Origin of the sequence: Paenibacillus phytorum (assembly GCF_013141715.1) — a bacterium.
GTDB classification, from domain to species: domain Bacteria; phylum Bacillota; class Bacilli; order Paenibacillales; family NBRC-103111; genus Paenibacillus_E; species Paenibacillus_E phytorum.
Genome location: NZ_WHOA01000127.1, coordinates 13,700 through 25,503, shown reverse-complemented (window position 1 = coordinate 25,503; position 11,804 = coordinate 13,700). Strand labels below are relative to the sequence as shown.

Below are 11,804 nucleotides of genomic sequence, written 5' to 3'. Positions count from 1 at the left end.
CATCCAATTAACCGAAAGTTAACGGGATGAAATAGATTCCTGACGAATGTGCAATTCTGAGGGAAAGGGATAGTGGTTGCAGGCCATAGCTGAGCTTTTGAATTATTGTGAATTTTGTTTTATATTGTGAAGAACGCAAATTTCGGATGGATGTCCGGGGATTGCGTTCTTTTTGTTTACTTTGAGGCAAGGGCACCCTACCTTCTACATTCCTTCCCGGAATTAGACGATAGGGTGTTTTTGGTGTGGAATGACCATTAAGCGACAACGTTATCGAGAAGATCTGTCATATGACATTATGGCACTAGCCGATTTTACATCACAAGAACTAGCATAAGAGTTGTAAAGGATTTCTAAAGAGGAGAGGAAGAGATGGACATGAATCAAAGAATCCGGAAACACCTGAGAAACTTCTATTTTTTGTTGCTTACTTTTGTGACAGGGGTGTTTTACTTTTGCTTTTATTTGGTGGGTATTACATTGGGGGTCACGATGTCGTTTACCTTAGTAGGGCTTCCGATTCTCCATTATGTTTTGCGTTCCACTGGTGCGTTTGTGCAGCATGAACGGATCCAAACCGAAGGTTACACGGATATCACTATTGGCCCGGTTCAAAGCCGAACAAGAACGGAAGGAAGCTTATGGGATCAGGTTAAAGCTGAACTATCCGATACGAGTAATTGGAAAGCGATATTCGTGCTGATGTTGAGATTCGTTATCGGACTTGTCAGTGTGATTTGCGCTGCTCTTTTCTATGTGACACCACTTACCCTCCTGTTAGCGCCTATCTTGTCTGTCTTGAATCTGTTAGATTATTTTTCATTCTTAGGGATGGAAATCAGAACGTTTGGCGACTCGCTCTACGTCATGCTTGCAGGTGTAATCCTTATATGGTTCGGTCCTTATTTGGGTAATGGCTTGGTAAGGATGATCGGGAGCCATACGCGTCGTATGGTTGAAGGCTTAGCTGGAAAATAAAGTGATAACAACAGATGATGTAGAATTCCAGCTGTAGTCTAGCATTAAAGGAATGTGCATATCAAATGAGAGTGGGGGAAGATTATTATGACAGTGTCACTTATGAAAACATCCTCACAGTCCCTCTGGATGATGTGGGAGCACGTGTTTGACTTCTTAAACAGATTTCGGAGCGAGTCTGTGTGGGGATATGGCATATGTAAATTGGTGGTCAGGCAGCATCGCGGAAATAGTATTACCTGTCAAGACGGGCGTCGGATACTTGCCGGAGATTGGGTGGGCGAACTTCATCTGGATAATCGGCAAGTACTGAAGCTTACACGTACGGTCGGTGCAGATCGAGCCGGGTTGAGTACTGCACGCTTGTTTCGCATTGCAATCAAGCAAATAAGTCAGGAGCTGGATAGCAATCCGGAACTGGTGAAAGTCCAGGCCTTAACCGGGATCACACTGCTTCACCGGGGGATCATTCACGGAATAGGGTTTGAACAGCATCCCATTGAGTCCAAATGGCAGCAACGATTTTATGCGATTTATCTTCGCTTTCTTCTTCGAATGCTGCATCCGGATGGGAAACAGCGAGTCGGGCACAGCATCGAGAAGTTATCTCCCATAATGATAGTGATAAGCAAACAGTCTCTGAAGGAACGTTTTACGGTACGGAAAAAGGATTCGAAACCATCATCTCTTGATGGTAACCAGGATCTGCAGGGTCAAAGGAAGAAAGAGGCGGTCTCATGATACAAAAGCTAATTCATTTATCCATAGATGTGATGATTCTCTATATGATTGTACCCTTTATTCTTACCCGAATATGTAGGTGGGGCGTTCACTCCAAAGGAAAAGCGGCGAAGGGAATTGCCTTTACTTTCGACGATGGTCCTGACCCTTACTATACGCCTAAATTACTGGACTTGTTAAAAGAGCGTAAAGTAAAGGCCACCTTCTTCGTACTGGGCAGCAAGGCCGAAAAATATCCGGAGCTGATTCAGCTCATGTACCGGGAGGGGCACCAAATCGGCATTCATAACTATACGCACACTTCCAACTGGATTTTGTCCCCATGGACGAGTAAACGAGAGCAAGCAGATCGTACAGCTGACATTGTCGAGCGAATCACAGGAGAGCGGCCTATCTTTTACCGCCCGCCCTGGGGGCTTCTCAATCTAGGCGATCTTCTTTTGATGAGAAAGTCTTATCGGATCGCACTGTGGTCGGTCATTGTAGGAGATTGGAAACTATCGGTCAGCGCTGAAAAAATGAAGCGTGCCTTGTTGAAAAGGATTAAGCCTGGTTCCATCGTTGTTCTACACGATAGCGGCGATACACTTGGAGCAGATGAAGAAGCACCGCGGCACATGATAGCAGTTCTGAAGGAAGTTTTGGAAGAAATTCAAATGAAGGGTTTGAAATGTCTGCGCACGGATGAGCTGCTGGGTAAGGAAGCGAGGGGGATTGGAGATGTCGTGCCGAGAGCCAAATCTTCTGGTCAGGTCCATATGTAGGTTCGCTCAGTAAATGAGAAGGTAAGGATAGAAAGCCAGGATTTATGAGAGAAATCCGGCTTCCAATGCCTTCTGTATAGCTTCTTCCCGGTTACGAACACCCAACTTAATATAGGCCGTTGAGGCATAATTTCTCACTGTACCGTCAGATAAGTATAATTTCGAAGCGATGGTTTTATAACGTAGGCCTTTGGATACAAGCTGTAAAATTTCGATTTCACGTGGAGTCAGGTCGTAGTTCTCGGTTGTTTTCGCTTTAAATAATTCGATTTCATTCTTGTCTATTTCGAGCTTCTCAAACAATTTATGGGACATCTCCTGATCAATCAGTGTGCCCCCGCGATAGACAAGACGAATGTTTTCAGCAAGCTCACGCGGTTCAATAGATTTCAATAAGTAACCGTCTGCTCCGCTTCGCAGAACTTCTGGGCCTGTTCGGTATCTTGAAACGTGGTCAGAATCAGAATTCGGATGTGAGGCCATGTTTGCTTTATTTTTTTTGATGCTGAAATCCCATCCATGTGGGGCAAGTCCAAATCCATGAGCACCAACTGTGGCTGACACTGCTCGCATAACTCAATGGCTTGTTCGCCATCCTCGGCCAATCCCACCACTTGCAAATCCTTGTGTCCCTCCAGAATGGTTCGGAGGCTTTCTCTGATGAAGGGTTGGTCATCGACGATCAGTAAGCGAATGACCTCATCCGATAATTCCACTTGCCTTGGCAATGTGCAGGTAACGAGCGTTCCTTCACCATGTTTTGTATAAACAGAGACTTGCCCTTGTAGATTCATGGCTCGCTCTTTCATCGTGTTCAAGCCGAAGCCATCCTGCCATTTCTCCGTCCCTATACCGTTATCCTGCACTTCTAGCCTAATGTGCCGCTGCTCAAATTGCAGTGAAACGGTAATTTCCTTAGATTGCCCATGACGTACAGCATTAGTTAACGATTCCTGCAAGCAACGAAAGAAGGCCATTTTTGCTTGCTTGGGTAACGGGTACTCCTCACCAAAAGTTCGGAAGCGAACGCTCACTTTGGCATGTGCTTGAAATTCTTCTCCTAATTGTTGCAACGAATGGAGCAGCGGAAGCGTCTCCTGCGGTGACTCTAATTGATGCAAGTATCCTCTGACTTCGTCTATGCCCTTGCGAGCTAAATTCAACAGAGAATCGAGCTTCTGTTCCCCAGTTTCCATAGAAAGTTCCGGACGCAATGCGATCACGTCGGCAACAGGTGCAACGTTCGAGATCTACGACACGGACGGAACGACCGTTGCGACCGAGCTTGCAACGGGCAAGAAGGTGATCGTCACCGCGGTGGACGGGTTAACGAAGGTGACCTACACGGTGTCGGTGAACGCTGCGGCGCAGAGCGGAAATAGTGGAAGCGGTGGTTCGCCAAGCGATACTCTCGTAAAATCGACGAATGGCAGGCTGACGCTTCCGGCAGGTAAAGCGGGAGAGGTTAGCTTGGACAATGAAGTCGTCGTCTCGATCCCGGCCAATGCGACAGACAAAGAAATAAAAGTCACTATCGATAAATTAAAGGACTCTCAGAAGCTTCTCGTGAATAATGAAGTTCTAATCTGCGCTGTATTCGAGATTCTGAAGAACTTCCCGGAAAACTTCACGAAGCCGGTAAAGCTGATCTTCACCTTTGATCCGAAACAAATAAAGGGGAATCAAAAGCCCGTTGTCTTCTACTATGACGAAACGAAGAAGGAATGGATGGAAGTCGGCGGTCTGGTAAGCGGCAATCAGATCACCGTAGAAGTAGATCACTTTACCAAGTATGCGGTATTCACCTTAAATCAAGGGAAAGAACCTGTTAAGGATCCTTCGGCCGACTTCAGCGATATCTCTGGACACTGGGCGGAGTCAAGCATCAAGCAAGCGGTTAGTATTGGCCTTGTTAATGGGTATGCCGACGGAACGTTCAAACCGAGCAAATCCGTGAGTCGAGCCGAATTTACTGTCATGCTGATGAATGCGTTGAAGTCGCAAGAAGCGGGCATGGAGTTGACTTTCGCTGATACCGCGAAGATCGGATCCTGGGCCCGGAAAGCGGTCGGGCAAGCGGTACAAGCGGACATTATTAATGGTTATAAGGACGGCTCATTCCGTCCGACCGCAGAAATTACGCGCGCCGAGATGGCAGTAATGATCGCGAAGGCGCTAAAGCTATCCATCGTGCCGGACGCCGAAACCGGATTCTCGGATGACAAGAGCATTCCGTCATGGTCGAGAGGCGCAGTAGCCGTAATAAAGGAACATAACCTTATGGAAGGAACGGGCACGAACCGTTTCAATCCTAGTGAGCAAGCAACGAGAGCGGAAGCCGTAACGGTTTTGATGAAGATGTTGGCGCTTAAGGGGAAGTAGAAAAGCCGCGTGGGATCAACACATCCAGTCTAATACTTTATTTTCCTTGAACAAAAAGGACTCATACTAGGCGTGGTTTCCAGATCGATTGTAAAAATATGTTGAAAAATGGAAGATCATATGATATTTTAAATGTATCGTTTTATTTACTCAAACAAATATGTTTTATTTGCGAAGAACGCAAATTTCGGATGAATGTCCGGGGTTTGTGTTCTTTTTTGTTTTGACGAGACAACAGGGGGTGAGGTTTTGAATCGCAGGAGAAGCCTGCTTATTAGTTTGGTTGCTGCGGTTATGGCGGGGTTGCTTGTGTATGGGCTGTATGTCATGCAAGTGAATCAGGTCGAGCTGCAGCAGACTGTTCAGATTGCGGTTCCGAAGGATTTTATTCGGGCCGGTGTCTTGATTCGTGAGGATATGGTGGAATTTAAAGCTGTTCAGAAGGGCAGTTACACAGAAGGCATGATGACGAAGCTGACGGAGGTGGTTGGGCTGGAGACGTTGATACCGCTTGGTAAGCAAGAGCCTATTTTGAAATGGAAGGTGAATCGTTATCACCTGCTCCCCAATGAGCAGCAGGCTACTTTTCAAATTCCTAAAGAATATTTATTGTCAGTTTCAAATGGTATTCGTGCCGGGGATCGTGTGCGTATTTATGTGTCTGGTGCTGATGGCAGCTCGCGTAGGCTGTTCGATGAGAAGGAAATTACGGTTGCTTCCGTGAAGTCCTCGGCGAATGTGGAGGTGGATAATCCGAAGAGTTCTAATCTGCTCTCCAAGGTGGAAGGCGATAAGGAAAAGATGTATGCTTCCCGATTGGAAGCGAACGGCGCTATTGACCAGATCAACCTTAATTTAGCGGAGAGTGAGTGGCTTCAGATTGATCAATTATGCAGCTCGAAGAAAGCGAAATTGGTTATCGCGTTTAGCTCCTCTTCTATTTTGGAAGGAGAATGAAAGGAGGTATGTAAATTGCATATAGGACTGCTATCAACGGATCAACGATTGATTGATGAGATTACGAATGTGGTTTATTCGAAGCCATTGAACTGGATGATCTGCTCGGCTGCTGATGATTTACGTAGTAAATTAACGGAGATGCCTTACTCACATATGATCATTTCGGATCGGGAGATGGATTTTGGGGATTTTGAAGAGTTTCTTGAGGAGTTACAACACCAATACGCAGGTCTAAAAATCATTGTCCTGCTCTCGAACTATCATGATGCTTCCATAAATGAGAAATATTTGAAAATGTGCAAGTTGATGAAGCTTGATTATGTCCAGCCAGGGCGCAGCACTGCTGTTATTGCTGATGATATTCGGGCTTGGGTTGATGGTTCTGGGGTAGATCATGCGAATCAACAATCGTCAGGAAAGTTAATTACTTTCATCGGCTCAACGCCGAATATAGGTACGACATTAGCTTCATTTGGTGTAGCACACGCGCTAGCCCTAGAGACCTCTATGAAAGTAGGATATTTGTGTCTCAATCTAAAAAGCTCTAAACTTCATCGTTATTTAGGGCGAGACGAGCATGTTTTTACGTTGGATGGTCTGAGAGCGGAGCTGAAGGCGCAAAGTCTCACACCGGAAAGGCTGCAGCAGGTATGCGATAAACCGAAAGAGGCACATGGGCTTCATATCTTATATGGGAATATGCTTCGAGAGCAGGCGGAGTTTTTTACGCCATCGGAGATTATTCATTTATTGCGTGTGGCTCGAGGCACTTTTGATGTATGCATCATAGAAGTTAGCGCTTATTGGGACAATGCGGCGACGGTTTGTGGACTGCTGGAAGCAGATAGCAAAATTGTGGTAACAACAGCGGATATCGCTCATTTTCAAGAGGATTTTTCGAGGTGGATCAGGCAGGTTGGCGCCGTTTTTGGTCTTCAACCGGATGGCTTTGAGTTAATGGCTGTTCAAACGGATCGACATGCCAAACATAGCGAGTTCACGATTAAAGATATTCGCAAGGAAACACAGCTGCATCTGATTGGTCAAGTATCTCGGCATGCTGATGCGCTTTCTCGTTGTAATCAAGGCAAACTGTTGGACATGTTCGTGCCGACCCACGCCATGCATGAGGAGGTTAGGGCGGTTTCTCGAAAATTCATTGATTACTATAAGCTGCCAAGGAAGGTGAGTTTACGACAAGTAACATGGCTGCAAAAGATGATAACAGGCAGACGAGCTGCAACTTAAATCAAGCAGGGAAGAGGTGAGGGGAGTGAGTGAGGAAAGGTTTTCAATCATTACATACATGCATGAACGCAAAAGCGAGGGCGCAGTGGTTGATTTGACTTCAAGTACTGAGCTGGAAAAGAGAAGAGGATCAGATCATGGCTCGGTGAGATCTGGTTTTGGGGCAGAGCAGGGAGGACGGACTCTGGGCTCTGTGGGAGAAGATGAAGATGGCGAGGGAAGTCCAAGAGCTGTCGGTGGAGAAAGACCTGAACGGCAGATGCAGGGGGATGCTCTTTTTAACCAGTGGGTACAGGATATTCGAAGTGAACTTGTTTCGATGAAGGGCAGGACTGAGATCGAAAAGCAGCTGTATAACGAGACGTTGAATCGTGCGATTCTTGGTTATGAGGAGGATCGAGGCAAGCTTCTTGCGATTATCCATGATCTAGTTTCGAAAAGAAGACTTTCGGATGTGCCTCCGAGAACGAGTGGTTATACGACTTTGCCGGAAGCCATTTTTGCAGAGATTATTGGGCTGAACGTTCTTGAACTTGTACTAAAGCATAAGGAGGGACTTGAAGAGATTCAGGTTGTTGGGAGACAGATTTTTGAAGTGCGCGGTGGGATGGCAATGCCGTCTGCCTATTCGTTGCCTTCAGTGCGTGAATTAGAGAGGATACAGCAGAATTTGGTTCTGTTTAACAATGACACTTTGAATCCCAGGAAGCGATGGGCAGAGGTTGTTCTTCGGGACGGATCCCGCGTTACGATGACTGGGTTCGGGTTCACAGCTGAACCGACATTAACGATTCGTTTTTACACGATTAAGCGGTTTGATTTGACGTCCCTTGCTGCTGCGGAACTAGCCACGATGGATAAGAAGATGGAAAAGCTGATTCTGATCTTGATCCGATCCTATTTCAATATGGTGGTTATCGGTCCTACCAACTCTGGGAAGACAAATTTAATCAAAGCGATTATTGCCGAAATGGACGATAATGAACGAATTATTACGATCGAATCGAGATTCGAGTTGAATTTAAAGCGCGATTTTCCGCATAAAAATATCGTCGAATACGAAATTGACGAGGAGGATCCGCGGCATTCTGGGCTGCAAGCTTTTAAATTGGCATTAAGGCAATCGCCAAAGCGCATTTGTCATGCTGAAATTCGGGATGATGACGCGAACCTTTATGTGAGGGCTTGTACGCGGGGTCACGAGGGCAGTATTACTTCGGTTCATGTGAGTGAACTTGAGGATGTGCCTGATGCGATTACAGATATGTGTATGTTGGATGGCAGGGGGATGAATCCACTGCGTCTAACGAAACGGATTACAGAGTTTGTGACACAAATCGGTATGGAGATGGCTGTCGTTGATGGAAAAAGAAAGATTGTGCGAATCGTCGAATATCGTTATGAAAATGAGGAGGTTTGCGTCACGGATCTCGCAGCTTATGACAAGTCGACAGATGAATGGACATTTCCCGGGAAATTGTCGCATCATGCATCGCGGAAAATAGTTAAGTACGACAAAGAGGGGTTTGCTTTGTTGAGGGAACTCGGATTTATTGTGAAAGAAGGCGAGTCTTAGCCATGATTTTCGCCAAATATGTCTTTCTCTTGTTGTTATTTGTTCTAGTTTTTGTACTTATTCAATCGCTATTACATGTACTTATCCGACAACGCAAAGCCAGATATAGGCTGCATTATGTCAAAACCTCCACGTTAGTCGCTAGATTCAGCGAATATTTGGGAAATAGGAGCTCTTTATTTAAGCATATAAAGGAAATGATGGAATCCGTCGAATCCAAAATGAGCATGCGAGGCATTATGACAGTTAGTTTCGTTTTGTTTTTAGTAGGATTGGTGGCGGGGATGTTGTTTTTTCAGACGTTAAAAGGGGTCGTTATCGTTACTTCGATCTGTATTTCACTTCCTTATATGCTGCTTCGGTTGAAGCTGGTCAGTGTCAGACTGCAAACTCGATTGGAGTTTCTTCCGGCCGTTGAAGTGTTCTATCAGTACTATATGGTGGATCCAAATAAAAATATGAAAATGGCTCTTAAATATTGTTTAGAAGAGAATCGAATTCTTTATCCGATCAAGCCCGTATTTGAACAATTATATCGTAATCTCATGACGCAAAGGGATACAGAGGAGAGCTTACGCATTTTCTCACTCACTTTGGGCCATACATGGGCCGATTATTTTGTCGGAGTCATGCGTGTTGCTTTGACGGAAGGGAGCTTTGTCGGTGAAAGCTTAAAGGATTTGATTGTCGATATGCGGAAAGCGCAGCGATTCGATCAGTTGGAAAGAAATCGACTTTTGGAGATACGTATTGCTAATTTTACGCCGATATTGTTTCTTGCCTTATTCTTATTTATTAATTTCAAGGTAAACACGGAGAACGCTTATTTGTATTATATTGTTGACCCTGGTGGACGAAACATGATTCTTGACGCGCTTCTCCTCATTTTTGTTTCGTTTTTAATGGGCATGTACTTATCTATGCGTAGAATGTGAGGGATTTGCTGCAATGATTATTGAAAGCACGCAACTAGCTAATCTGCAGATGGTTTCTAATTTGCTGCTCTTTCTTCTTTTTATGACTATTTTTTATCACTTTTTCATGCATATGCCTGCACGTAAGAAGAGATGGAGATCACTACATGTCAAAAGAGCACTGCAAGAAACAAAACTTCCTTCATGGCTGTTCTCATGCTTAGGTATGAGTACGAAAATCGTGGAGGAAAAGCGTCAACTGCTGCTGGGGTGCGGTATTTGGATGAATGCTAACCTGTATGAAGGTGTGAGAAGGATAGGGATGGGTGGCGCACTTTTGCTCGGTGTCGTAGCTTATTTAGCTCTGCAGCAGCCGATGCTAACTTTGTATATACAGCCGATTTATGTCATGGTTGGGACTACTTGCGTACTCGTTTTTTTGTTTTTTGACAAAAAGGTGCTGGCTCAATTAAAGGAAAAGCGAGCGCATCGAATAGTCCGTGAGATTTACGTGATTAGTCATCATCTCCTCTATTACAACGATTCTGGGCTGAATTTACATGCCAAGCTATCTTTATGTGTTTCACAAACGCGCTCTATCCGACCACACTTTCAGTTAATGTTGAATGAATGGTATCAAGGCTCGGAACAGGCTATTAACCATTTTAAAATCAGACTAGGGACAGACGAAGCACATAGCTTTGGGGAAACGCTTAACGCTTTGAGGTTGAATGAACATGGCAGCTACTACGAGTTGTTGAAGCAAAGAATCCAGGACTATAAAGAAAAAATGGAACTGGTTCGAGACAGTAAAAAAGAAACCGTGTCTTATCTTTTGTTTGTATTAGCAGGACTGCCGATTTTGAACACATTTCGGGTATTCATGTACCCGTGGATTGCTGAAGGCCAACGATTATTTAATGCAATTAACTAAGGAAAGAGGGAAGTTATGAGGAATATATTGATCACAGTTATGATGCTAATTGTTGTGGCATTTCTTTTTACATCGATTATTAATGATGGGTCGACAGGGATGAGGCGGAATATTTCGACGCACGGAACGCAGGCAAATACGGATATTACGGCATTAAGGCCGTGATGGAAGATTTGTTGTGAGATCGATCCTCGTTACGGTGATGTTGATTATGGTGGTGATTGTTATATATAACAGTGTGGTTGGTGGAAGCACAGGTACTCGGAAGCAAGTAAGCAACAGCGGAGCAAGGATCAATGGGACGATTGAGCGGATTAACCCATGAAGCAGATTTTGGTGTTTATCCTTTTTGCGACGATGCTTTGTTGGTTTATGTTTGCGCCGGTGTATAAGCATGTCATTATTGTTCGGCAGGCTGTTTTGCAAAAAGAAGTCGATTATTTGCTTGAAATCGGTGCTAATGGCAGGCACGGTTATATTAATAGCACCATGATTCAGGAATCAAAGGATCGGATGGCGGAAAGAGGCTTCATTCCGGGAGATCTCGTTTACTCGGTAAATACGACTACGGGGGTCGGAGGAATGGATCCAGGAATGCCCGTTTGGCGAGGAACGGGATTGAGTTTGAAAATGACGTATCCGTATCATCGACTTTTTGTCATTGATCAGCTTGTCGGAATTACGGTCCCTTCCGGATCGGATCGTATGGGGGCAACAGGCATGAAGATGAGTGAGTATGTGCCTTAAGGGCCCGAGGTGATGTCTTGTATAAACTGCTTTTAATCGTCTTGATGAGCGTCGTCTTTATGTCGCTATATGGGCTGCAAACGGATGAAGAATTGGCGATGCATACGCTCTTTCACGGGAAGCATGCATTGAATAACTCGGTGCATGCGGCGGCTCAGCAAAGTGATCAAGTAAAGCTGGCAAGCGGTATTCACAGTATTGATGAGACGAAGGCTAGAGATGTGGCTATGCAATATTTGCAAGCTAATTTAAGATTAAATACGGCGAATGATCCGCTGCCGAATACGTTTTTGCGCAGCAGGGTTGTCGTGGAATTATTTAAGATTATTAATGATAATGAGGTATTTCCTTATACGTATGTGGATGCGGGAAATGGTTACTCTGTTACTCTGGATCGGCCTGGTGTGATTATGTTTATTCGCTTGGAGTTTCCAAGGACTTATACGGTTTTGCAGCCGATAACTTGGACGATTAAGTCTTCGGCGGAGATGGTATTTTGATTTGCATCGATAGAGGTTATTTCATTGTATAATGAGAGGGTGAGGTGTGAATCAGGGTTA

General features: G+C 44.9%; 13 protein-coding genes and 1 pseudogene. 13 read left to right on the top strand and 1 reads right to left on the bottom strand.

Features of this window, described 5'->3' with window-relative positions:
- Positions 1-372 precede the first annotated feature (372 nt).
- From GC098_RS19690 to GC098_RS19680, 3 genes are all read left to right on the top strand, one after another.
- Positions 373-978 (top strand): sensor domain-containing protein, encoded by a 606-nt coding sequence (locus GC098_RS19690; RefSeq protein ID WP_312880229.1) that lies wholly within the window; start codon positions 373-375, stop codon positions 976-978.
- 87 nt (positions 979-1,065) lie between these two features.
- A complete protein-coding gene (locus GC098_RS19685; protein WP_246358734.1) occupies positions 1,066-1,719 on the top strand; it encodes a YkoP family protein in 654 nt (217 codons plus the stop codon).
- The gene (locus GC098_RS19680) at positions 1,716-2,483 is read left to right on the top strand and encodes a polysaccharide deacetylase family protein (protein WP_171644960.1); all 768 of its coding nucleotides are present in this window, start codon (positions 1,716-1,718) and stop codon (positions 2,481-2,483) included. The genes GC098_RS19685 and GC098_RS19680 overlap by 4 nt, the downstream gene beginning before the upstream one ends.
- A 42-nt stretch (positions 2,484-2,525) precedes the next feature.
- On the opposite strand, the pseudogene GC098_RS19675 reads toward GC098_RS19680, so the two are convergent.
- Positions 2,526-3,697: pseudogene (locus tag GC098_RS19675) on the bottom strand (response regulator); the annotation flags it as partial.
- Here GC098_RS19675 and GC098_RS41240 point away from each other — a divergent pair.
- The 10 genes from GC098_RS41240 (at position 3,624) to GC098_RS19625 (ending at position 11,744) form a co-directional block, all read left to right on the top strand.
- Positions 3,624-4,865: an S-layer homology domain-containing protein gene (locus GC098_RS41240; RefSeq protein ID WP_312880228.1), complete on the top strand. Its 1,242-nt coding sequence runs from the start codon at positions 3,624-3,626 to the stop codon at positions 4,863-4,865. The pseudogene GC098_RS19675 and the gene GC098_RS41240 sit on opposite strands and share 74 nt — an antisense overlap.
- A 249-nt stretch (positions 4,866-5,114) precedes the next feature.
- Positions 5,115-5,822 carry a CpaB family protein gene (locus tag GC098_RS19665; RefSeq protein WP_171644958.1) on the top strand — a complete coding sequence of 236 codons (708 nt, stop codon included), beginning with the start codon at positions 5,115-5,117 and terminating at the stop codon, positions 5,820-5,822.
- Positions 5,823-5,837: 15 nt separating this feature from the next.
- Complete coding sequence (locus GC098_RS19660) at positions 5,838-7,073, top strand: CpaE/TadZ family protein (protein WP_171644957.1); 1,236 nt, start codon at positions 5,838-5,840, stop codon at positions 7,071-7,073.
- 58 nt (positions 7,074-7,131) lie between these two features.
- On the top strand, positions 7,132-8,649 hold the full coding sequence (locus GC098_RS19655) for an ATPase, T2SS/T4P/T4SS family (RefSeq protein WP_246358731.1): 1,518 nt from the start codon (positions 7,132-7,134) through the stop codon (positions 8,647-8,649).
- 221 nt (positions 8,650-8,870) lie between these two features.
- A complete protein-coding gene (locus GC098_RS19650; RefSeq protein ID WP_171644956.1) occupies positions 8,871-9,584 on the top strand; it encodes a hypothetical protein in 714 nt (237 codons plus the stop codon).
- 205 nt (positions 9,585-9,789) lie between these two features.
- Positions 9,790-10,497 (top strand): hypothetical protein, encoded by a 708-nt coding sequence (locus GC098_RS19645; protein WP_171644955.1) that lies wholly within the window; start codon positions 9,790-9,792, stop codon positions 10,495-10,497.
- A gap of 15 nt (positions 10,498-10,512) precedes the next feature.
- A complete protein-coding gene (locus GC098_RS19640; protein ID WP_171644954.1) occupies positions 10,513-10,662 on the top strand; it encodes a hypothetical protein in 150 nt (49 codons plus the stop codon).
- Positions 10,663-10,675: 13 nt separating this feature from the next.
- Positions 10,676-10,822 carry a hypothetical protein gene (locus GC098_RS19635; RefSeq protein WP_164484208.1) on the top strand — a complete coding sequence of 49 codons (147 nt, stop codon included), beginning with the start codon at positions 10,676-10,678 and terminating at the stop codon, positions 10,820-10,822.
- Positions 10,819-11,244 carry a hypothetical protein gene (locus GC098_RS19630; RefSeq protein ID WP_171644953.1) on the top strand — a complete coding sequence of 142 codons (426 nt, stop codon included), beginning with the start codon at positions 10,819-10,821 and terminating at the stop codon, positions 11,242-11,244. Before GC098_RS19635 ends, GC098_RS19630 begins: the two co-directional genes overlap by 4 nt.
- Before the next feature lie 17 nt (positions 11,245-11,261).
- Positions 11,262-11,744: a hypothetical protein gene (locus tag GC098_RS19625; protein WP_171644952.1), complete on the top strand. Its 483-nt coding sequence runs from the start codon at positions 11,262-11,264 to the stop codon at positions 11,742-11,744.
- Positions 11,745-11,804 lie beyond the last annotated feature (60 nt).

Excerpts from the sequence above, each read along its gene's own strand:
- GC098_RS19685 (WP_246358734.1), top strand. The coding sequence starts at position 1,066 with ATGACAGTGTCACTTATGAAAACATCCTCACAGTCCCTCTGGATGATG.
- GC098_RS19680 (WP_171644960.1), top strand. The coding sequence starts at position 1,716 with ATGATACAAAAGCTAATTCATTTATCCATAGATGTGATGATTCTCTAT.
- GC098_RS19650 (WP_171644956.1), top strand. The coding sequence starts at position 8,871 with ATGAGCATGCGAGGCATTATGACAGTTAGTTTCGTTTTGTTTTTAGTA.
- GC098_RS19655 (WP_246358731.1), top strand. The coding sequence starts at position 7,132 with ATGCATGAACGCAAAAGCGAGGGCGCAGTGGTTGATTTGACTTCAAGT.
- GC098_RS41240 (WP_312880228.1), top strand. The coding sequence starts at position 3,624 with ATGCCCTTGCGAGCTAAATTCAACAGAGAATCGAGCTTCTGTTCCCCA.
- GC098_RS19645 (WP_171644955.1), top strand. The coding sequence starts at position 9,790 with ATGAGTACGAAAATCGTGGAGGAAAAGCGTCAACTGCTGCTGGGGTGC.
- GC098_RS19630 (WP_171644953.1), top strand. The coding sequence starts at position 10,819 with ATGAAGCAGATTTTGGTGTTTATCCTTTTTGCGACGATGCTTTGTTGG.
- GC098_RS19640 (WP_171644954.1), top strand. The coding sequence starts at position 10,513 with ATGAGGAATATATTGATCACAGTTATGATGCTAATTGTTGTGGCATTT.
- GC098_RS19690 (WP_312880229.1), top strand. The coding sequence starts at position 373 with ATGGACATGAATCAAAGAATCCGGAAACACCTGAGAAACTTCTATTTT.